At 60.1% G+C, this 21,781-nt stretch carries 21 protein-coding genes and 1 tRNA gene; 5 read left to right on the top strand and 17 right to left on the bottom strand.

The window, feature by feature from the left end; genetic code table 11:
* The 12 genes from B0E41_RS12000 to B0E41_RS11950 form a co-directional block, all read right to left on the bottom strand.
* Nucleotides 1–1,120: type IV secretion system protein (locus B0E41_RS12000; RefSeq protein WP_143433796.1), on the bottom strand; the 1,120-nt coding region annotated here is incomplete at its 3' end.
* A gap of 37 nt (nt 1,121–1,157) precedes the next feature.
* Nucleotides 1,158–1,886, bottom strand: coding sequence for a hypothetical protein (locus B0E41_RS11995; RefSeq protein ID WP_143433795.1), 729 nt, complete (start codon nt 1,884–1,886; stop codon nt 1,158–1,160).
* 5 nt (nt 1,887–1,891) lie between these two features.
* On the bottom strand, nt 1,892–2,263 hold the full coding sequence (locus B0E41_RS26575) for a hypothetical protein (RefSeq protein ID WP_143433794.1): 372 nt from the start codon (nt 2,261–2,263) through the stop codon (nt 1,892–1,894).
* A gap of 416 nt (nt 2,264–2,679) precedes the next feature.
* Entirely contained in the window at nt 2,680–3,228 is a 549-nt protein-coding gene (locus B0E41_RS11990; protein ID WP_143433793.1) for a hypothetical protein, read from the bottom strand.
* Nucleotides 3,229–3,300: 72 nt separating this feature from the next.
* A complete protein-coding gene (locus B0E41_RS11985) occupies nt 3,301–3,690 on the bottom strand; it encodes a hypothetical protein (RefSeq protein WP_171984739.1) in 390 nt (129 codons plus the stop codon).
* A 58-nt stretch (nt 3,691–3,748) separates the two neighbouring features.
* On the bottom strand, nt 3,749–6,226 hold the full coding sequence (locus tag B0E41_RS11980; protein ID WP_216350752.1) for a VirB4 family type IV secretion/conjugal transfer ATPase: 2,478 nt from the start codon (nt 6,224–6,226) through the stop codon (nt 3,749–3,751).
* A 33-nt stretch (nt 6,227–6,259) separates the two neighbouring features.
* Nucleotides 6,260–6,580: a VirB3 family type IV secretion system protein gene (locus tag B0E41_RS27835; RefSeq protein WP_077331362.1), complete on the bottom strand. Its 321-nt coding sequence runs from the start codon at nt 6,578–6,580 to the stop codon at nt 6,260–6,262.
* 37 nt (nt 6,581–6,617) lie between these two features.
* Nucleotides 6,618–7,004, bottom strand: coding sequence for a TrbC/VirB2 family protein (locus tag B0E41_RS11970; protein WP_077331361.1), 387 nt, complete (start codon nt 7,002–7,004; stop codon nt 6,618–6,620).
* 15 nt (nt 7,005–7,019) lie between these two features.
* Complete coding sequence (locus B0E41_RS11965) at nt 7,020–8,096, bottom strand: lytic transglycosylase domain-containing protein (protein ID WP_077331360.1); 1,077 nt, start codon at nt 8,094–8,096, stop codon at nt 7,020–7,022.
* A 212-nt stretch (nt 8,097–8,308) separates the two neighbouring features.
* On the bottom strand, nt 8,309–9,154 hold the full coding sequence (gene folP / locus B0E41_RS11960; protein ID WP_077331359.1) for a dihydropteroate synthase: 846 nt from the start codon (nt 9,152–9,154) through the stop codon (nt 8,309–8,311).
* A 63-nt stretch (nt 9,155–9,217) separates the two neighbouring features.
* Nucleotides 9,218–11,134: an ATP-dependent zinc metalloprotease FtsH gene (gene ftsH, locus B0E41_RS11955; protein ID WP_077331358.1), complete on the bottom strand. Its 1,917-nt coding sequence runs from the start codon at nt 11,132–11,134 to the stop codon at nt 9,218–9,220.
* Between the two features lie 140 nt (nt 11,135–11,274).
* Entirely contained in the window at nt 11,275–11,940 is a 666-nt protein-coding gene (locus B0E41_RS11950) for an RlmE family RNA methyltransferase (protein ID WP_077331387.1), read from the bottom strand.
* 44 nt (nt 11,941–11,984) lie between these two features.
* Here B0E41_RS11950 and B0E41_RS11945 point away from each other — a divergent pair, with 44 nt between their 5' ends.
* The 3 genes from B0E41_RS11945 (at nt 11,985) to B0E41_RS11935 (ending at nt 15,284) form a co-directional block, all read left to right on the top strand.
* Nucleotides 11,985–12,455: a YhbY family RNA-binding protein gene (locus B0E41_RS11945; RefSeq protein ID WP_077331357.1), complete on the top strand. Its 471-nt coding sequence runs from the start codon at nt 11,985–11,987 to the stop codon at nt 12,453–12,455.
* Between the two features lie 67 nt (nt 12,456–12,522).
* Entirely contained in the window at nt 12,523–14,592 is a 2,070-nt protein-coding gene (locus tag B0E41_RS11940; protein ID WP_077331356.1) for a M3 family metallopeptidase, read from the top strand.
* Between the two features lie 32 nt (nt 14,593–14,624).
* Entirely contained in the window at nt 14,625–15,284 is a 660-nt protein-coding gene (locus B0E41_RS11935) for a glutaredoxin family protein (protein ID WP_077331355.1), read from the top strand.
* Nucleotides 15,285–15,299: 15 nt separating this feature from the next.
* On the opposite strand, the gene rpiA is transcribed toward B0E41_RS11935, so the two are convergent.
* Entirely contained in the window at nt 15,300–15,971 is a 672-nt protein-coding gene (rpiA, locus tag B0E41_RS11930; RefSeq protein WP_077331354.1) for a ribose-5-phosphate isomerase RpiA, read from the bottom strand.
* 41 nt (nt 15,972–16,012) lie between these two features.
* Between rpiA and B0E41_RS11925 the strand changes: the two genes are divergently transcribed.
* Nucleotides 16,013–17,107, top strand: a complete 1,095-nt coding sequence (locus tag B0E41_RS11925) for a quinone-dependent dihydroorotate dehydrogenase (RefSeq protein ID WP_077331353.1) — start codon at nt 16,013–16,015, stop codon at nt 17,105–17,107.
* Nucleotides 17,108–17,138: 31 nt separating this feature from the next.
* Here B0E41_RS11925 and B0E41_RS11920 read toward each other — a convergent pair whose 3' ends face one another.
* The gene (locus B0E41_RS11920) at nt 17,139–18,245 is read right to left on the bottom strand and encodes an NAD(P)/FAD-dependent oxidoreductase (RefSeq protein WP_077331352.1); all 1,107 of its coding nucleotides are present in this window, start codon (nt 18,243–18,245) and stop codon (nt 17,139–17,141) included.
* 496 nt (nt 18,246–18,741) lie between these two features.
* On the opposite strand from B0E41_RS11920, the gene B0E41_RS11915 reads away from it, so the two are divergent.
* A complete protein-coding gene (locus tag B0E41_RS11915) occupies nt 18,742–20,340 on the top strand; it encodes an MFS transporter (RefSeq protein ID WP_077331351.1) in 1,599 nt (532 codons plus the stop codon).
* A gap of 223 nt (nt 20,341–20,563) precedes the next feature.
* Here B0E41_RS11915 and B0E41_RS11910 read toward each other — a convergent pair.
* The 3 genes from B0E41_RS11910 to fdx all read right to left on the bottom strand — a co-directional run bounded on the left by B0E41_RS11910 (nt 20,564) and on the right by fdx (nt 21,769).
* Nucleotides 20,564–20,638 (bottom strand) — tRNA-Val (locus B0E41_RS11910).
* An 85-nt stretch (nt 20,639–20,723) separates the two neighbouring features.
* Nucleotides 20,724–21,431 carry a DNA polymerase III subunit epsilon gene (dnaQ, locus tag B0E41_RS11905; RefSeq protein WP_171984738.1) on the bottom strand — a complete coding sequence of 236 codons (708 nt, stop codon included), beginning with the start codon at nt 21,429–21,431 and terminating at the stop codon, nt 20,724–20,726.
* The gene (fdx, locus tag B0E41_RS11900) at nt 21,431–21,769 is read right to left on the bottom strand and encodes an ISC system 2Fe-2S type ferredoxin (protein ID WP_077331386.1); all 339 of its coding nucleotides are present in this window, start codon (nt 21,767–21,769) and stop codon (nt 21,431–21,433) included. The genes dnaQ and fdx overlap by 1 nt, the downstream gene beginning before the upstream one ends.
* Nucleotides 21,770–21,781: the final 12 nt, after the last annotated feature.

Below are 21,781 nucleotides of genomic sequence, written 5' to 3'. Positions count from 1 at the left end.
GTGCGGTAGGCCGAATCAGACCCATGGAACCCATCAAATTGGAGGCATAACCAATCGAGGCATTGAACATTTGCATGATCATGGGTGGAACCGCCACGATCAAGGTGGCAAACAAACCACCCATCATGGCCATCCGCATGGTCGCACCCGACATGTCCACCCGGTCGCCACCGCTGGTCAGCAAGCCAATCAGCACCTCGGCCACCGCACCCAACCCGATTTGCAAAGGCGTGGCATTCAGCGCGTCTCCCGCATCGGCCACCGAGTTGAGTACATACGACACCATCACGGTAATGCCATAACTGAGGCTGGCCGACATGGCCACGGAAGAAACAATGGCCAGAAAACACAGAGAAATAAAGGTGCCCAAGAGAAACTTGGCCCAGCTCCAGAACAGGCTCGACGTTTCCTTGAACAGCAGAAAAAACAGAAACAGCGGCGCCAGCATCAGTGCAAACACAATGGCAATTTGCGACAACAGCACCAGCACGGAAGTCAGCGCCGCCGGCCCTGTTTGACCCAGCAAGCCACCCAACAACGATTTCGAACCCGACTGGTTCGCCTGATCGAGGCTGGTGAGCGTCACATCCTCCACCACCATATTCATCACCTGCGCAATGGCCAGATTCATGTCAATCAGGCGGTCGACACTCAAATCAGAACCGGTGATGAGGGTGGTGATGGCATTTTGCAAACCCAGCACCGTGTGAACAATCGTGTCGGTGGCAGCCAGCATGGACGAAATCAGCGACAGCACCAAAACGATCTTCCCCCCGCGAAACATCAATTCAATCACAGGCTCGCGCTGGGTACCAGACATCATTTTCAGCCCGGCCATGATCACCCACAAGGTGACGAATGCGGTGGACATGGCCATCACGACCCTGGCGAGATTGTTGACCACAAACATCATCCAATTGTCCAACAGGCTGTCGTACAACACATAATTGCGCAATCGGCAGTAAAAATCTGCGTCCGACAATGCATTGAGATAGCGTGCGGGAAATACGCCGGAATTTTCAAGCGCTTGCGAGAACCCGCTGACCACCGACATCTGGCCCAGAAAATCGGCCAATGCTAAGGGAGTGCAATCAGGTTTGGCGGCAATCAAATCGAACATAACGAGCCTGTAGACACAAGGTGCCAGAGCGAAAGAATCAGTTGCTGGGCCTTGGCCGGATCAAAGGCAAAAAGCGCGGCGGACGGGGGTTCTTCTCGGCCTGGGCCTGGGCAAGCATGGACTTGCGCGCCTCGGCCTGCTGCGTAATGTAAAGCGCTTCCCGTTGACGATAACCATCCATCAGCACCTGAATTTGCAAAGCATCGGCCTGCATCAGGGCCTGTTGCCCTTGCACTTCAAAGGTGGCGCGTTGGAGTTGGCCGAGGGAACCAAGTTTCTCACCTGTCGGCAACTTCCTTGCCGTGTGAATCAGTTTGACAATCTGTTCACGTCGCTTGAACAGGTTCTTGAGCAGGGCATGGCTCTGAAACATGGTCTGCAAGCGCAAGTTGCGCAACCCGGTGCAGGCTTCCCAATGTTTGGCACTCACCTGCTTTTGCCCACAGTCGGCCTCGGTGCCCACGTATTTGGCAATCTGTTCCTGTGTCAGATCCGGTAGTTTGGTTGAGTCTTCAAATTTGGTGTCCAGACTCTTCAACGTAACACCATTCTCAGCAGTACCCAGCTTGACATCACCGGATTCTTCTCGGGTGGCTTCGTAATGGTCGTAGGTTGAGTTTTGTCTGTCAAAACCTTGGAGAACATCAATTTTATTAACTCGCACTAGCTGCTGCTTAACCTCCTCGTCGTACACAGCCCATTGCGCAGTCGCTTCATCAACAGTGAAGAAAAGTACCAGAAAAAGACACAGCGAATGATATGCCATGACTTTTATCCATAAAAAGACTTATCGACCGAGGGATTATCACCAACTTTCAAAGAGGCGCTAGAAATTCTACCCGGCTTATCGATATAAGAAAGAAATCCAATACTCAAACGACTATCTCCAACTACCCAGGTAAGTTGATTGGGGCTACGCTCATTATTGGCCGGGAACCCCACTAGAGCCTCCACATCAGTCCAAATCATTCCATCCTCAAGCTTCTGATAAGCCTCCTGCAACTTGCGCTCTTTATCTCTGTTGTCGTCCCCTCCACCTCCTCCCCCGCAAGCCGCCAGCAAGGCCCCCATGCCCAAACCCGCTCCGAGGCGAAACACCCGGCGGCGGTGTGATGGGCTGATCTCTTTGGTTGACAGCGTCATGAGGTAACTCCTTGTGAGGTGACAGAAATAGAATAAGAAGCTGAACGGAACAAACCATGAATTGCCAAACACTCAGGCGAGTGCTTGGCAATGCACGCCCAGATTTCTGGTGTGTGCTGCAACGCAAAGATCAATGGCCCCACCCTCACCCCCAGATGGCCGCGTATCGATGGGGGTAGGCGCTTGCGCAGGTCCCCGGTCTTCGTGCTCCTTGCAAGCGGCTTTGTCGCGTCATTCACATAGATGAAATCGCCAATCGGCATGTGCCCCCCCTGTTTCCCGCATTCGCCCCACCGAGCTTGCCCGCTGTCCACCTCGCGCTGGGTGTAAGCACCAGGCCGGTGCCGTAGAGGCAGCGCGCAGACCACCAACCAGGGCCTCAGAGCCCTGGCCGACGAAGCCAGATGTTTTTCATGTCAGAAAAACCCCGACCGGTTGCCTAGGCCGTACCATTTGCCACCCGAGCGCTCGCAGTTCTTCTTGCTCTTCTTCCATTCGAAGTAGCTTTGCGGGGTGTAGTGGTGGTGGTTGGAGAGCGATGCCTCGCCGCCTGCACCACCGCTGCGGGCACCAATGCAGGTGCCCAGCGCGGCGGGTGGGCATTTGGGCACCAGCTGGGAATCGATCTGCATGGGTGTCATCTGCACGGTGCAGGCTTTTTGCAGGTCTTCGGAGCTGTCGCCACCGGTAGGCATGCTTTCCCAGCAGCTGAGCAGCGGCAAACTCGGGCGGGTGATGTCCATCTTGCCCTTTTGAAGGCACGACACCCCCAGGCCCGCCTCGCTCGGCTCGGGCATCTCAGTGCCCTTGGGCAACTTGTCCAGAATCTGCGTGTCTGGGATTTCGGGCAGCTCGCCCGGTTTGGGCGGCTTGGGCAGACCAAGCGCCAGTGCGGCGCCACTGATCACGAGGCAGGTCAAGGTCACTGAGACCCGGGCCGTTCTCCGTTGCTGGATGTTTTTCATTGAGTTCCCCCTGTGGTTTTTTTGTTTGGCGAGCGCGGCAACCCACCGTTACTGACCTTCGAAACCGTTTGACTACTGGCCCTCCATGAGGTGCTGGCACTCCTCCAGGCCGTCGGGAGCGCCGGGTTTGCCTTTGTAGTCAAAGGGCATTTTTCCTGGGCTCTTCCAGGTGCCGGGCTTGAGGCCTTTGGGACAGACGGTTTCGTATTTGTTGGTCCACTTCGGGTTGAAGCAGTATTGGTTGACGATCTTCCAGGTGCCGGAGGTCGGGTTCACGCCCACCCAGCAGTGCGGCGGATACCCATAGGCACAGAACGAAAACACGTCCTGGTCGGCGGGCAGGTCGTCGTCGAAGAAGGCTCCGGGTGCCTTGGCGGTGCCCGAGGGGGCCAGGCCACCGCATTTGGACTGCCCGGCCGTGGCCCAGACGGAAGGCGCGGCCAGGGCGGCTGCGGCAAGCACAGCCAGGGGCGCCAGACGGCAAAGGCCTATGGAAATGGCAGGGTGAAGAAAACGCATGTCAGGAGACTCCCTCTGCTTCGTCGGTCGGCGCGTGGCGCAAGAATTCATTGGTGTTGGCCATCAGCGCCTTGCGTTGGGTGCGCATACCTTTGCGGCGCAGATGGAATTCGGGCAGCCAGCTGTCGGGCAGGTGCGGCGTGGGGTGTTCAGCCAGCAGGGCGGAGAGAATTTCCACGTTGTCGCTGGAGCCCGAGAGGACGGCGAGTTCGTCGTCCATGCCATTGAGGTTGAGCTGGCACAGCACCGCGTTGTGGCCCTGCTTCACCAGAAAGCAGCGGCTGCGCTCGTCCAAGCCGACCACCAGTTCGAACTCGGCCCGGGTGAGCTTGAGCCCTTCGAGGTAGTCCCTGGCGTCGGCGTTGGGGTTGGGCAGCAGGATCAGCGTGGCGGTCTGCTCGATCAGCGCGGCTGAAATGTCGCTGTTGAGGGCGTCTTGCGGGCTCTGGGTGGCAAAAATGCCCAGGCCATTTTGTTTACGGATGGTTTTCTGCTTGTTTTTGGCAAAGTCTTTGAGACCGCCCTTGCCTTCCAACACCTTCCAGAACTCGTCCATCACATAGATGAAGGGACGGCCGTCGATCAGGCTCTCCATGCGGTGCAGCAGGTACTGGATGATGGGTTCGCGCGTCTTGGCGTCTTCAATGACCTCGGTGTAGTCGAATCCGACGATGTTGGAGCCTGAAAAGTCGATGTTGTCTTTGGGGTTGTCAAACACCCAGGCGTAGGGGCCCCCTTTGCACCAGACGGAAATGCACTCGAAGAGGCTGTTTTCACCCATGTTGGGCAAGCTCTTCTGCAGGTTGGTCATGGTTCGCAGGTGCAGGGGAGTGTCGAGAATGGCCCGCACCGCGCGAATGAGGTCTTCCAGCTCACCGGCAGCGTATTTGTCTTTGCCGCACAGGGTCTGCATCAGCTCGACCAGAAACTGCTCGTTTTCGGGGGTGTTCTCGCACTGCAGCGGGTTGAAGCCGGTGGGCTTGCCTTTTTCCAGCGTGAAGTAGCGCCCGCCACAGGCGCGGATGAAAATTTCTGCTCCGCGGTCTTTGTCGAAGAAAAAGATCGTGGGCTCCGGGTCGATCTTCTGTACCTGGGCCAGAAGGAAGTTGATGAGCGCGGTTTTGCCCGTACCCGACTTGCCGATCACCATGGTGTTGGCAATCGCCTTTTCACCCAGCGAATACTCGTGCGGCTTGGTGGCGTGAAAGTTGAAGTGGTAGGCCTGATTGTTCAGGGTCTGCAGAATGCTGACCGACGGCCCCCACGGGTTGAACTGCGGTTTACCAGTGGCAAAGTTGTGCAGCGGGCTCAAGCCCAGGAAATTCAGTGAACTCAGGTTGGCAATGCGCGGACGAAAGCGCCAGTTACAGGGTAGTTGTGCGTAGAAAGCAGCAGGAACCGCCACATCCTCCTTGACGGTGACGAAACTGGCCCCCGAGAGCTGCGCCCGGGCTTGCGCGATGTGGTTGTAGAGCTCTTCCTGGCCGTTGGCGAAGATCGCCATATTGAAGTGGTATTGGCCCAGCACGAAGTTGCCCGACGCCAGCTGGTCCATGGCGTAGTCGAGTTCAACGATCTGGCTGACTGCCTTGTCTTCGGACGACAGCATGGCGCCCTTGGTGCGCTCCAACGCCTTCATGGAGTCGTAACGGCTCATGGGCGTGAATGAATGTGTGACGATGTACTCGAACTCCAGGTATTTCAGGCCATTGAGAATGCCCGGCCATGAGTTGTCGGCGTATTCCTTGATGTTCAGAATAGCGCCGTAGTAGTTGTCGCCGTTGGCGGTGCGGATCGCAAAATCCCCGCTGCCGGTCGAAAACATGTGTTTGCTGGTGGGCAGGTAGTTGTAAATCGGCGCCGGCAACACGGGCGCGGGCTCGTCCACATGGTTAATGAGGTAACCGAAAAATTCGAGGTTCTCGGAAAACACCTGCTTGTTGACGCTCTCGTACAAGCCCAGCCGATAGGGTGAATAGTCTTGCAGCAGCGCTTCGACGTTGCCCACCAGTTCATAGATCTTCTCGAGATACGCCTTTTCTTCCCGACGCAACACCTCGACATCCCTCGAGATGGCGGCAAACTTCTTGCCGCTGACCACGGGGCGATAAATCATGGTCAGGTAGAGCTCGTTCTGCATCAGCCGTTTGCTGGACAAGCGCTCGATGTACTTTTCATGCAGATCCTGGCTGAACTGGTGCGGATACCGGGCGTCTGCCTTGATGGGGCGACGCCGCCGGATGTCGTGAGCCCAGAAAGCCAGATTCTCGAAATCCGGCGCACGAAGGCTTTGCAACAGGTTGTTGAACGCCTTGTGCCGGTGCTCCAGCTCCCAGTCCTCTCTACCCACAAACGGAAAACCGCTCAGCAGCCAGGTGATCACATAGTCACCCTCCCGCGACTTCACCACGTGGGTGTCCACATGGGTACTGAACGGAATGAAATTGCTGTAGTCAGCGTCGGGGGAGATCAAGGACATGGTTCAGGATTGGTCGCGGCAACGAAGGTGAACTCAGAGGTAGGGCCTGATGGGCTTCTTGCGCCCCTCGCGCCGCCCTTCCGGTGCAAATGCCCACGCCCCGTCGTGCTGACGCACATTCCGCGGTAGAAACCGGAACACCAAATGCAACCCAATTAGGCGAAAGATCATTTCGTCCTTTTTGGCAATCATTCGCATGATAAAAATAGACAGTGGAATGAGCAACAAGATGTACAGAGAAAGGTACATAGCCAAAAGCAACGGCAGGCCAGCGCCCACAATAAATGGGATGTACGGAACCCCAAGAATCATCGGGGGACGGGTGCATCCTCGGAAAAGCGTATCTTTATGCATTCCAAACTACTTTCGAGCTAACCAACAATCATCCACCCTAATTCGTAGCTGAACAATCTGCAACATAGGAAGCACCTCCCGCAGTGGCACGATCCGCCTCAAGATCACCCACAAACCAGCCTGCTATGGTTGCTGCGCCACCAATGAGAAGTCCCCCGATCAAGACAGGCGCAACATCAGAAAGTCGCTTGTGGGCAAACGCAATTTGGTAACCTGCAAAAACGACCGCGATCGTAACTATTGAAATAGATGCCACTCTTAAAATAGTTTCAAATCGTGCAAAAAAGCCAACCACCTTGTTGCACGCATCCGAAAATCCCTCCGCCATAGCAACCGGAGCTATGGTGAAGACCATCAACCCAAATACCAATAGAAAAGCAAGTCTTCCAACATTCAACTTTTGCGTCTGATCCGTAAAAAGCATACTTTCTCCCAAAATCTAAAAAACAAACGATTGATCCCCGGATGAACCGGGCTTCTTACTTACCGACCCATCGCCAGAATGCGCTGGGTCAGACTGGGTGGTGGAGCTGACTCCACTGATTTCTGCCATCCCGCCTTGCACAATGGCCCCGCCTTTGGGCGCTGCACCAATCCGACGCGGATCGAACCGGACGGGTAGTGCTGCCTGAATGCCGCGAGGCGACAATGCTTGGTGGTCAGGCAAAGATGGGCCTTGCTGGCTCCCTGGTTTAGATGCAGATGCCGACAGCAAGCGTGTTTGATATGGATTACCGTCCACCCCCACCAGCTGGGTAGGAATATGTTGAATGCCAGTTGGGATCAGCTCCCGAGCGTTTTTTTCTTCGCCCGACATGACAGCACCTGGACCGGGCACCGGAATGGCTGCGCGATGTTCGGCAGTATCCATAACTGAAGAGCTCGACAATCGCAGTTTGGCAGCTTCAGTGGGCAAGTAAAAGCCTGAATTCAACAATGCCTGCCGAATCGATTGTGGTTCGGGGTAATTTCGGGCTTGTGATTCGCGCGATTGTTCGGTGCCCAACGGCAGGGTGTCGTCTCGCGCCTGCTTGCGAGGAGCCTTCGAATAGGGAATAATCCGAATAGTTTCGGGCGCCTGCGCTATCGTCTGCGATTTCTGGATCGATGCAAAGATCTTCTGTACATACCCGTGTCTAAAACCGGTGGCGAAATTGCCCGAGTAATAGCAGCTGAAGGCTTTGCCCCAGTCTTGGGCCCGGTCGTAACACTCGCGAAGAATGCGAGAACCCGCTCTGAGGTTGGAGCAGACGTCGAAGGCATCGGCGTAGGTATTCAAGCCATATTTCGCCAGGTTGTAGCGATTGACCTGAGCGATGCCGACGGAGAAGTTGTAACCCTCTTCTTTCAGCTGACGAACCGCGGCCAGCGCTTCGTCAAGACTTTTGGGCTGACGCGCGAGATACCCGCCCACAACACCAATAGCGAATGGATTTCGTGATGACTCGACGTGAACCACGTGCTGCATCACTTCTTTGGGAACCGAAAGGTCGGGGCATTCCAGCATGAGAACCATGACGCGGCGAACGCACAAAGCCCTGGTTCAATGCATGCCGAACGGGTGTCGGCAATGACGACCAGAGCGATCGCTGAGATGCGGCCGCTTCCTCCTGAAAATCTGTTTTATTGCGGCGCATTGTAACTTGTGTACTAGCGAAAACGGCGATGTGAATATTCACCGAATACCTTAGTTGACACAATATGTAACTTTGCACGCCAAAACGTTTCTCAGACTACTGGCGTCTCCGAAGCTTGAACCGCTGACCATACCTTCAGCGCATCCACTGTCTCGTGCACGTCGTGCACCCGGACCACGCGTGCACCGCGCCCCACCGCCAGCAGGGCTGCTGCGATACTGGCCGATACGCGCTCGGCTGGAACCGGCCGACCAGTGATTGTTCCGAGTGAAGACTTACGCGACCAGCCCGCCAGAACCGGATACCCCAGCGCCAGCAACTCGTTCTGGCGCCCAAGCAGCGCGAAGTTCTGCTCCACCGTCTTGCCAAAACCAATGCCTGGATCCAGAACGATCCTTTCGTGCGCAACGCCAAGGTCAATCAATGCCTGGGCACGCCCCATCAAAAACTCAGCGACCTGTGACGGCACATCGCCCTCCATCGGCACCACTTGCATGGTCTGGGGCTCTCGATGCATGTGCATGAGGCACACACCGCAGCGCGGATGTGAAGACACCACGCTCACAGCGCTGCCTTGCCTCAGTGCCCAGATGTCGTTGACGATATCAACGCCCAGGTCCAGCACAGCGCGCATCACCTCCGGCTTGTAGGTATCGACCGATAAGGGCACACCCAGCTTGACCGCTTCGCGCACCACTGGCAGCACCCGGGCCAACTCTTCGTCCAGCGGGACTGTAGGGCTACCGGGACGGGTGGACTCACCACCGATGTCAAGAATGTGTGCGCCATCCTTGATCAGCTGCTCACAATGAAGCAAAGCAGATGAGACCCCAGTATGTTGTCCGCCATCAGAAAATGAGTCGGGCGTGACATTGACAATGCCCATGACCTTGGGTGAGTTCAGATCGATGTCGAAACGGGTGGTGGTCCAGTGCATGGGAATCCAGGCTCCAATGAAAACGGGGCCATGAGGCCCCGTGAGTGCAAGTAAAAAACTGAATCAGGCCGCGCTAGGCGCCGGATCAGCTGTCACTGCCGGTGTACCGCCACTGCCCCCGCCACCCACAGACGGGTTGCGCGGCGTCCAATCTTTCGGCGGACGTGGTGGCTTACCTGCCATGATGTCGTCGATCTGCTCAGCGTCGATGGTCTCCCATTCCAACAAGGCCTTGGCCATGGCGTGCATCTTGTCACTGTGCTCTTCGATCAGGCCACGCGCCAGTTTGTACTGCTGGTCAATGATGCGGCGCACCTCGGCGTCCACCTTCTGCATGGTTTGCTCGCTCATGTTGGTGGTCTTGGTCACCGAACGGCCCAGAAACACCTCACCCTCATTCTCGGCGTACACCATAGGGCCAAGCGCATCCGTCATGCCGTAGCGCATCACCATGTCACGAGCAATCGACGTGGCGCGCTCGAAGTCGTTTGAAGCGCCGGTGGTCATCTGGTTCATGAACACTTCTTCCGCGATGCGGCCACCAAAGAGCATGCTGATCTGGTTCAGCATGTAATCCTTGTCGTAGCTGTAGCGGTCCTGCGCCGGCAGGCTCATGGTCACGCCCAGCGCACGGCCGCGCGGGATGATGGTGACCTTGTGCACCGGATCGCACTTCGGCAGCAGTTTGCCGATCAGCGCGTGGCCCGACTCGTGGTAGGCCGTGTTGCGGCGCTCCTCCTCTGGCATCACCATGCTCTTGCGCTCTGGACCCATGAAGATCTTGTCCTTGGCCTTTTCGAAGTCCTGCATCTCGACCACACGGGCGTTGCGGCGCGCAGCCATCAAAGCGGCCTCGTTGCACAGGTTGGCGAGATCGGCGCCGCTCATGCCAGGCGTCCCACGGGCGATCACGCTTGGGTTCACGTCGGCGCCCAGCGGCACCTTGCGCATGTGCACGTTCAGGATCTGCTCGCGCCCACGGATGTCCGGCAGCGTCACGTAGACCTGACGGTCGAAGCGACCCGGGCGCAGCAAGGCGGCATCAAGAATGTCCGGCCGGTTGGTGGCGGCCACCACAATCACACCCAGGTTGGTCTCGAAGCCATCCATCTCGACCAGCATCTGGTTCAAGGTCTGTTCGCGTTCATCGTTGCCACCACCCAGGCCCGCACCGCGTTGACGGCCAACGGCATCGATTTCGTCGATGAAGATGATGCAGGGCGCATTCTTCTTGGCGTTCTCGAACATGTCGCGCACACGGGCAGCGCCCACGCCGACGAACATTTCCACAAAGTCGGAGCCCGAAATGCTGAAGAACGGCACCTTCGCTTCGCCGGCAATGCCCTTGGCGAGCAAGGTTTTACCAGTACCGGGAGGGCCGACCAGCAACAGCCCGCGTGGAATGCGGCCGCCCAGTTTTTGGAATTTGGCAGGATCTTTCAGAAAGTCCACGACCTCCTTCACCTCTTCCTTGGCCTCGTCGCAACCGGCCACATCGGCGAAAGTCACGGTGTTGTTGTTCTCGTCGAGCATGCGGGCTTTGCTCTTGCCGAAACTGAACGCTCCGCCCTTGCCGCCGCCCTGCATCTGCCGCATGAAATACACCCAGACGCCGATCAGCAGCAGCATCGGGCCCCAACTCACCAAGAGGGTCATCAGCAGCGAGCCCTCTTCTCGGGGGCGAACGTCGAACTTCACGTTGTTGTTGATCAGGTCACCCACCAACCCGCGGTCGAGGTAGGTGGCCGTGGTGCGCACGCGGCGGTCATCTTGCGTGACAGCCACGATTTCGGTACCGCCTTGCCCTTCCTGGATGGTGGCGGATTTGAGCCCGCCAGATTTGACCAAGTCGAGAAACTCGGAATATCCAACGGTACCGGCACCCGCAGAGGTGCGGCCATCAAACTGCTTGAAAACAGTGAAAAGCACCATGGCGATGACCATCCACACGGCGATTTTCGAGAACCACTGGTTGTTCAAGTGCGGCTCCTGGCTAGAACATTGTCGGAATAAGGCATGTTGAGATCATTTTAGGTCTTTCAAGATGACCTTGAATTGATCTTTGACGTGGCAATGTCAATGAAATGGTCGGTGTTTCCCCCGTAAACGTGGAGAAAACCTCAATTCTTGAGACCCATGCCCACCAGAAAGGTTTCAGAAGACTTGTCGCGCGAAGCCTTGGGCTTGAACGGTTTGACCACCTTGAAGGTCTGCCGAAACAGCGCAACCATCGGGTCGTATGCCCCGCCGTGGAACAACTTGACCACCAGCGCGCCGCTCGGCTTGAGATGTTTGACCGAAAAATCCACCGCCAGCTCCACCAAATCGATGATGCGAGCCGCATCAGCGGTGCCGATACCGGACAGGTTCGGGGCCATGTCGGACACCACCACGTCCACCGTCTGGATGCCACGATCGATCAGGGCCTGTTCCAGCTCAGCCAGCACGGCTGGTTCGCGAAAGTCGCCCTGAATGAAGTGCACTCCCTCCACAGCGTCCATCGGCAACAGGTCCAGCGCCAGGATGTGCCCATGCAGCGCCCCCACAGCAGCGCCCTGCGGGCTCAGTCGGCGGCGGATGTACTGGCTCCAGGCTCCGGGGGTCGACCCCAGGTCCACCACGCAATCACCGGGGCGGATCAGCCCAAGGGATTCGTCAATCTCCTTGAGCTTGTAGGCGGCTCGCGCCCGGTAACCTTCTCGGCTCGCGAGCTTGACGTAAGGGTCATTCACGTGGTCGTTCAACCACGCCTTGTTGACCTTCTTGCTTTTGGTTTTGACTTTCATGCCCATAAGGGACGCCCGGCTTCTGTGTAAACGATAATTGTCCCATGCCCCAGATCACACTCACTCCCGCCCAGCGCAAAGTCCACCGCGCCGATGCCCACCACCTCGATCCCGTCGTCCTCGTTGGCGGCGACGGCTTGAGCCCCTCCGTCAAGAAAGAAGTCGACGGCGCGCTCAAGGCCCACGGCCTGATCAAGGTCCGCGTCTTCAGCGACGACCGCGCTGCTCGCGAAGCCATGCTGCAGACCCTGGCCGACGAACTCGACGCTGCGCCGATCCAGCACATCGGCAAGCTGCTGGTGCTCTGGCGCCCGGTGCCCGAGAAGGAAAAAGCGACGGACGAAGACCGCATGCCCGGCCCGCGCGACGTGAAGGTGCTGAAATTCAGCAGCCGCGGCGGCCAGCGCCCCGAAGTGAAGGTGGTGCGTGTGCTCGGCAACCAGCGCCTGACCCCCGGCGGGCAGGTCAAGCGCGCCAAGGTTCTGAAGAAGAGCATCAAGAAAAGCGCTCGCTGACGCGATATGGGTGGAAGCTCCACCAGCGAGCCTTGAAGTTTTACCCCTGCGCCCCTACTGAGAACGCATGAACATCTCCGCTGCCAACCCTTTACTGGATTTCTCAGGCCTGCCTCTCTTTGATGCCATCGCGCCCGGCCATGTGGCTCCCGCGGTGAACGCACTGTTGAAAGAGGCCGACACCGCTCTTGATACCGTCACCGCCAACGACTTCCCCAGTGACTGGACAGCGATCTCCCGGGTGTTGGACGTTGCCACGGAACGCCTCTCGCGGGCTTGGGGAGCGGTCGGACACCTCAACAGCGTGGCCGACACGCCAGAGTTGCGTGCGGCCCACAACGAGGCCCTGCCGCGTGTCACGGAGTTCTGGACCCGCCTGGGCTCGGATGAACGGCTGTTCGCCAAATACCGGTCGATGGACCTGACCCTTCTGAACGCCGAGCAGGCTCAGGCCCACCGCAACGCCATGCGCAGCTTCGTGCTCGGTGGCGCCGAACTCCAGGGCGAGGCCCGTGAACGTTTCGCCTGGCTGCAGGAACGACAGGCCGAATTGGGGCAGAAGTTCAGCGAAAACGCGCTGGATGCCACCGATGCCTTCAGCCTTGTGGTGTCAGCCGAAGAGATGGCGGGCGTTCCGCCCGATGTGCTGCAGGCCACCTCGGCTGCGGCTCAGGCCGATGGTCAGGCGGGCCACAAGCTCACTCTCAAGATGCCCTGCTACCTGCCGGTGATGCAGTTTGCACACAGCAGTGGATTGCGCGAAAAGCTCTACCGGGCGTACGTCACGCGTGCCAGCGACCAGGCACCCGACGACGCCAAGCGCTTCGACAACGCGACCATCATGGCCGAGCTGCTGGCACTGCGCCATGAAGAGGCCCTGCTTCTGGGCCATCGTCACTATGCGGATGTGTCGCTGGTGCCCAAGATGGCCGAGTCGCCCGAGCAGGTGGTCAGCTTCCTGCGCGATCTGGGCCACAAAGCCCGCCCCTACGCCGAGCAAGATCTGGCCGATCTGCGCGCCTTCGCCAGCACCGAATCGGGGCTGAACGATCCCCAAGCCTGGGACTGGCCCTACATCGGCGAAAAACTCAAGGAAGCGCGATACGCCTTCAGTGAGCAGGAAGTCAAACCCTACTTCACCGCACCCAAGGTGCTGGCTGGCCTGTTCCAGATCGTCGAAACCCTGTTTGAGGTGGTCATTCGTCGCGACACAGCGCCAGTCTGGAACGCCGGTGTTGAGTTCTACCGCATCGAGCGCCACACACCCGCGGGCACTCAGCTGGTCGGCCAGTTTTACCTGGACCCGGCCGCGCGCACCGGCAAGCGGGGTGGCGCCTGGATGGACGATGTGCGCGCCCGCTGGCTGCGACCAGACACGGGTACGCTGCAAACCCCCGTGGCCCACCTCGTCTGCAATTTCGCCGAGGGCGTGAACGGCAAGCCCCCACTGCTCACGCACGACGACGTGATCACCCTTTTCCATGAGTTCGGGCACGGCCTGCACCACATGCTGACGCAGGTGAACGAGCGCGATGTGTCGGGTATCAGCGGTGTGGAATGGGACGCGGTCGAATTGCCCAGCCAGTTCATGGAAAATTTCTGCTGGGAATGGGACGTGCTCAAGCACATGACCGCCCACGTGGATACGGGCGAGCCGCTGCCCCGTGCGCTGTTCGACAAGATGCTCGCCGCCAAGAACTACCAGAGCGGCCTGCAGACCCTGCGCCAGGTGGAGTTTTCGCTGTTCGACATGCTGCTGCACAGCCAGACCCCACCTGCCACCAGTGGCGAGGCCATTCTCGCGCTGCAGCAACAGGTGCGCGACGAAGTCGCGGTGCTTCAGCCCCCGGCCTACAGCCGTACACCACACACCTTCAGCCACATCTTTGCAGGTGGCTACTCCGCTGGCTACTACAGCTACAAGTGGGCCGAGGTGCTGTCGGCCGACGCTTACGCCGCCTTTGAAGAAGCGGCGAAAGCCGGCGGTCACAGCACGCTGGACGTCGCCACGGGTCGTCGGTACCGTGCGGCCATTCTGGAAGCGGGCGGCAGCCGTCCCGCCATGGAGTCGTTCAAGGCCTTCCGCGGCCGTGAGCCTGGCATCGACGCCCTGCTGCGTCACCAGGGCATGGCATGAACCGCCCGTTGAAATGGTTGACAGGAGATGACATGAAGCACATCGCGATTCAGACCCCAAAACCAGCCGGCATCATGGCCGCAGCCATGTTGCTGGGTGCACTCGCCACACCTTGGGCCTTGGCCCAAGGTGTCTACCGCATCGTCGGTCCCGACGGTCGGGTGAGCTACTCCGACCAACCCCCGCCACCCAGCGCCAACGCCAAGCCGGTGGCCGGCGTGTCGGCTGGTGCCAGCGGGGGCGCTCAGCTGCCATCCGAACTGCGCCAAGTGGTGGGCCGGTACCCGGTCACCCTGTACACCGGCAGCGACTGCACCCCCTGCAACAACGGCCGGAACATGCTGAACGCGCGCGGCATCCCCTACACGGAAAAAACCGTCAACTCCGCCGACGACGGCACGGCGTTCAAGCGGCTGAGCAACACCAACAGCCTGCCCTTGCTCACCATCGGCAGCCAACAGGTCAAGGGTTATTCAGAATCAGAGTGGAACCAGTACCTCGACGCGGCCGGGTACCCCAAACAGTCGGTCTTGCCCGCCAGCTACCGGCGCCCCGCGGCCACGGCTTTGGTGGAGGCCAAGACGCTTCCTGCGGCGCCGCCACCCAAAGAGACCACGGGAACACGCCCGGCTGCACCGGTTGACACGCCTGCGGCGCCCACCGTGGAAGGCTCGGGCGGCATCCGCTTCTGAGCCCCGAGGCAGGCGTCAGAAGTTCAGGGTCTTGACGCCGTCGGGCGTGCCGAGCAGACAGACATGGGCTTTCTGGTGGGCAAATACCCCCACCGTGACCACGCCAGGCCATTGGTTGACCTGGCTTTCAAACCCCAGCGGATCGGTGATCTGCAGGCCCGTGACATCCAGAATGTGCTGGCCGTTGTCGGTCACCAGAGGTTGGCCGTCTTTCAACCGCACATGGGCTTGGCCGCCCAGTTGTTGAAACTGCCACACCAAGCGCGCCGCAGCCATGGGAATCACCTCCACTGGCAGCGGAAAAGCACCCAGCACCGACACCATCTTGGACTCGTCGGCAATGCAGACAAAGCGCTTGGACATGGCTGCAACAATCTTTTCACGGGTCAGCGCGGCCCCACCGCCCTTGACCATGAATCCCCGCGCATCGATCTCGTCGGCGCCATCGATGTACACCGACAGCTCGGTGACCTCGCCGGCGTCCAGCACCGGGATGCCCAGGGCGCGCATGCGGGCGGTTGAGGCTTCAGAGCTTGACACTGCACCCGGAATCTGGTCTTTCATCGAGGCAAGCGCATCGATGAACTTGTTGACGGTGGAGCCCGTGCCCACCCCCACCACTTCGCCCGGGGTCACGTACTGAAGGGCGGCCTGCCCGACCAGGGCTTTGAGTTCATCTTGGGTCATTTGAGAGAATCAGCGGTAACAAAGAATCCCACGATTATCCAATGTCACTTCTGCCCTACGCCGTTGCCCGCCCCTTCCTGTTCGGCCTCGATCCCGAAGCCGCCCACGAACTCACGCTGGGCAGCCTGGCAACACTGCAGCACTCCCCGCTGACCTGCCTCTACAGCGAGCCCCGGGTCAACGACCCGTTCACGCTCGCCGGCCTGCAGTTCCCCAACCGCGTCGGCCTGGCCGCCGGACTTGACAAGAACGCCCGCTGCATCGACGGCTTAGCCGCTATGGGCTTCGGCTTTATCGAGGTCGGCACGGTCACCCCCCTGCCGCAGCCGGGCAATCCCAAGCCGCGCATGTTCCGCCTGCCGAAGGCCAATGCCTTGATCAACCGCCTGGGTTTCAACAACGAGGGGCTGGCGTCCTTCATTGCCAATGTGCAGCGGGCCCGGTTCCGCGATCAGGGCGGCGTGAGCCCGATGCTGCTGGGACTGAACATCGGCAAGAACGCCGCCACGCCGATCGAAAGGGCAACCGAGGACTACCTCACCTGCCTGAGCGGCGTTTACCCGCACGCTGACTACGTGACCGTCAACATCTCCAGCCCCAACACCAAGAACCTGCGCAGCCTGCAAAGCGACGAGGCCCTGGACGCCCTGCTCGGCGCGGTCTCGGAGCGTCGCGAGCAATTGGCGCAGCAAACGGGGCAACGCATCCCCGTCTTCCTCAAGATCGCGCCCGACCTTGACGACACCCAGGTGGAGGTCATTGCTGCCACGCTGATGCGCTACGGCGCCGACAGCACCGGTGGCGCCAACAACACCTGGGGCGTGATCGCGACCAACACCACGCTGAGCCGCGACGCCGTCAAGGGCTTGCCCCACGCCGAAGAAGCGGGCGGCCTCTCGGGGGCTCCGGTGCTCGAAGCCAGCAACCGCGTGATTCGCCAGCTGAGGGCCTGTCTGGGCAAGAGCTTCCCCATCATTGGCGTGGGTGGCGTGATGAGCGCCCAGGACGCGCTGAGCAAGGTTCAGGCGGGCGCCAACCTGGTCCAGATCTACACCGGCCTCATCTACAAGGGGCCGTCGCTGGTGTGGGCATCGGCGCAGACCCTCAAGAACGCTCGCGCCGAAGCGGCGGCCTGAACGCCGCCGGCTTCAGGCGCTTCATGGCCCTTCAGAGCAGCAACGCCACGCGTTCGCCGATCGCCAGACAACTGGTCAGCCCCGGGGACTCGATGCCGAACAGATTCACCAACCCGGCCACGCCATGGCGCTCGGGTCCGTCGATGCGGAAATCGGCGGCCGGCTCGTCGGGGCCGTTGATCTTGGGACGCATGCCGGCGTAACCGGGCATCAAGGCACCGTCGGGCAAGGCGGGCCAGTAGCGGCGCACTTCGGCGTAGAAAGACGTGCCACGCGCAGGGTCCACCACCAGATCGTCAGGACGGTCGGTCCACTGCACATCAGGACCGAATTTCGCCTGACCACCCAGATCGATGGTGAGATGCACACCCAGCCCGGCCAAGTGCCTGTCGGGCTCCGGTGCAGGGTAGATCAGGTGCTGAAACGGCGAGCGACCACTCAAGGTGAAGTAGCTGCCCTTGGCGTACCAGGGCTTAGGCACATGGGCCGAGTTCAGACCTCTCGTGCGCCGGGCGAGGTCACAGGCGTGGAGGCCTGCAGCATTGACCACGCTGCGAGCCCTCAACACCGTGCCGTCCAGTGTGACGACGTCCAGACCGTCGGCATGGGCCTGAACGGCCGTCACCTCGGTGTGACAGGCCACCAGTCCCCCTGCATTTTCCAAGTCGCCCTGCAGGCTGAGCATCAGGCCGTGGCTGTCGACAATACCGGTCGATGGAGAGAGCACTGCCGCCTCACATTCGAGCTGCGCCTCCAGCGTCCTCGCTTCGTCCCGGCGCAACAGCCGCAGATCGTGCACGCCGTTGGCCCGCGCCCTCTCCAGAATGGCCGGTAAGGCCGCCACTTGTGAAGGTGTGTGGGCCACGATGAGCTTGCCGCAACGGCGGTGGGCGACGGAGCGCTCCCCACAGTACGCATACAACCGGTCGCGCCCTTCCACACACAGACGCGCCTTGAGAGATCCGGCGGGATAGTAGATGCCTGCGTGGATCACCTCGCTGTTGCGGGAGCTGGTCCCGGACCCGATGGCACCCTCGCGCTCCAACACCATGACCTCGCGGCCCGCCAGGGCCAGGGCGCGAGCCACCGTCAGACCCACCACTCCGGCACCGATCACCACAACATCCATCCGTTCCATACAGCGCTCCTCGGGACAACATCCAGCTGAAAACCCACCAAGGCGTCGAAGGTACAGGGTTTTCTGACTGCTGATCGCGCCGCATGCCGATGAAGACTTGCCCTTGCCTCGCGAGGGGGTCGGCGCATGGATGGGATTTGCCTCGCTGGCGCAACTCGTGCGTGGGTGGCGGTTGACCAGGCGCTGCGTACCGAAGTCTTTGCCAAAGTCCCTGCGCATCAGTGAACGCCTGCAGGGCCTGATCGTGTATTTGTATGCACTTTCTCCATCGCCGACCGGCTTGGCGACGGCTTTGCGCGGCGCTGGAAGAAGGCAGTCGTTGTGTGGACATTGGCATGATCGATGGTTCTGGACTCATTCGAAGCTGAATCTTCCATTCCGCGATGGATGCGGAAGATTGAATTTTGCAGGCAACACCCGCCATCGTTGTGGCGTCCTGTTCGGGCTGACGAACTTGAATCCGCCGGGGGATATGCCAGTCCCGTACAGTTCGACCATGACCACGGCCGACCAAGATCTTTCACCGTTAGCGCCTTTGCGCTTACCCGTCTTCCGCATGTTGTGGACCACCTGGCTCATGGCCAACGTGTGCATGTGGATGAGCGATGTGGCGGCAGCCTGGATGATGACCTCGCTCACCACCACGCCGCTCTGGGTCGCGCTGGTGCAGACGGCCTCCACCCTGCCGGTGTTCCTGCTGGGCTTGCCCAGCGGCGCGCTGGCTGACAGCCTGGACCGCAAGCGCTATTTCCTCGTCACGCAGCTATGGATCGCGGTGGTGGCGGCGATCCTGAGCGTCTTCGTCTTCCTGGACGTGATGTCGCCCGCCCTGCTGCTGGCGCTGACCTTCGCCAACGGCATCGGACTGGCCATGCGCTGGCCGGTGTTCTCGGCCATCGTGCCCGAGCTCGTGCCCCGGCACCAGTTGCCGGCAGCGCTGGCGCTCAACGGCGTGTCGATGAACGCCTCGCGCATCATCGGTCCGCTGGTGGCTGGCGCGCTGATCGCCAGCGCTGGCAGCGCCTGGGTGTTCTTGCTCAACGCGGTGCTGTCGGTGGCGGCTGCGGTCATCATCAGCCGCTGGAAGCGCGAACACACACCCAACCCATTGGGGCGTGAGCGCCTGGGCAGCGCGATGCGCGTGGGCCTGCAGTACGTGGCCCAGTCCTACCATCTGAAGGGCGTGCTGCTGCGCATCTCGATCTTCTTCTTCCATTCAACCGCGCTAATGGCGCTGCTGGCCCTGCTGGCGCGCGGCATGCAGGGTGGCGGAGCGGGCACCTTCACCTTGCTGCTGGCGGCCATGGGAACGGGCGCCATTGCTTCCACAGCCTTCCTGCCCGGATTGCGCCGCCGGTACGCACGCGACGGTCTCGTCTTGCGCGGCGCAGCACTGCAGGCGGGTGCCATGGCGACGATGGCGTGGACCGACCAGGTCTCGGTGGCCGTGCCGGCGATGTTCCTGGGTGGCGCGGCCTGGATCACCACAGCCAACACACTCAGCGTCTCGATCCAGATGGGCCTGCCCGACTGGGTGCGCGCGCGCGGCATGTCGATCTACCAGATGGCGATCATGGGTGCCAGCGCCACAGGGGCTGCGATCTGGGGCCAGGTGGCCACCTGGACCAGTGTGCCGGTCAGCCTGGGCATCGCGTCCGTGACGGGGCTTTTCTCCATGTTCCTCGCCAACCGCCTGATGCCTGATGCAGGGATGGAAGACGACCTCACGCCCAAGCGCATTTTTCCAGCACCACAGATCCACGAACCCCCTTCCCAAGGTCACGTGATGGTGATGATCGAATACCGCGTCGACCCGGCGCGCGCGACCGAGTTCCGGAATCTGATGCTGGGCGAAGGCCGTCGCAGCCGTCTGCGTCACGGGGCCTTGTCCTGGGAGCTGCTGCACGACATCCACGAACCCAGCCGCTTCGTCGAAGTCATCATCGACGAGTCCTGGACCGATCACCTGCGGCGCTTTGATCGCGTCACCGCCGCTGATGTGGCGCTGCGCGACCGCAAGTTGGCGTTCCATCTGGGTGACGAGCCGCCACGGGTCACGAGGGGTTTGATGGAATCGACGTTGAAGACCGGTTGAACTGCTCCGGGGGTTTGAGCGGTGTGTTCGTCGTCTTGCTGGTCGCGCTCTACGGCGTGGCGCTGAACAATCAGCTCCCCACCGACCTCGCCGCAGCAGATGGAAGCAGCAGCAGCCGAGGCCGAGAATGCAAAGTGATACGCCCCTTGCCTAGGGTCGGTGATCGATAGAAACGACAACGCCACCCGAAGGTGGCGCAGGCCGTTGTCTCATAACACTGTCTTGGTGGGCGGTGCAGGTTTCGAACCTGCGACCCCGTCCGTGTGAAGGACGTGCTCTACCCCTGAGCTAACCGCCCAAATGATCTCTGTTTTTTCGACCCGATCATTCGGAAGCCTCAAATTATAGCCTGTTTTTGTTGATCTTTTGGATTGTGGTGCAACTCATGCCATTTCCAGTTGACGCCAGAGTGTTTTGCCTTTGCACGCCTTGTCGATGTCCGCCAAGGCACTCTCGTGGGCCGCCGCCTCTTGCTCGTTGGCCCGCAGCACCGGCAACATCACCTGACTGAGATCCACCAGCACCGCCACCTCACCAGCCACCTCGGTGGCGCCCACTTCCATCAACAACGCATCTTGACCGCGCGTCATGTTGATGTACACATCGGCCAGCAATTCAGCATCCAGCAAGGCGCCGTGCAAGGTGCGGCTGGAGTTGTCCACCTCCAGGCGATCACACAAGGCATCAAGGCCATTGCGCTTGCCAGGGAACATCTCTTTGGCCATCACCAGCGTGTCGATCACACCCACCACATGGGTTTTCATCGGCGGTCGCTTCAATCGCTCCAGTTCCTTGTTCAGGAAGCTGATGTCAAACGGCGCGTTGTGGATGATGAGTTCGGCATCTTTGAGGTACGCAAGCACCTCGTCTGCGATCTGGGCGAACTTCGGTTTGTCGCGCAGAAACTCGTTGCTGATGCCGTGCACCTTGAGCGCGTCTTCGTGGCTGTCGCGCTCCGGGTTGACATAGAAATGCAGGTTGTTGCCGGTGAGCTTGCGGTTGAACAACTCGACGCAGCCAATCTCAATGATGCGGTCGCCGTTTTCAGCCGACAGGCCGGTGGTTTCCGTGTCCAGGACGATCTGACGCATCAGTGGTTCTCTTTGGCGTGGTTGATCGAATACTTCGGGATTTCGATCGTCACGTCCTGCTGCGCCAGGATGGCCTGGCACGACAGGCGGGACTGCGGCTCCAGGCCCCAGGCGCGATCAAGCATGTCTTCTTCGTTCTCGTCGAGATCGCTGAGGCTGTTGTAGCCCTCGCGCACGATGACGTGGCAGGTGGTGCAGGCGCACACCATGTCGCAGGCGTGCTCGATCGAAATGTCATTGTCCAGCAGGGCCTCACAGATGGAGGTGCCAGCGGGCGCGCTGACCTCGGTGCCTTGTGGGCAGTATTCGGGGTGGGGCAATATCTTAATGATGGGCATGGGTTCTTTGGC

Source organism: Hydrogenophaga sp. A37 (genome assembly GCF_002001205.1).
Taxonomy (GTDB): domain Bacteria; phylum Pseudomonadota; class Gammaproteobacteria; order Burkholderiales; family Burkholderiaceae_C; genus Hydrogenophaga.
This window is presented reverse-complemented; position numbering and strand designations above follow the sequence as displayed.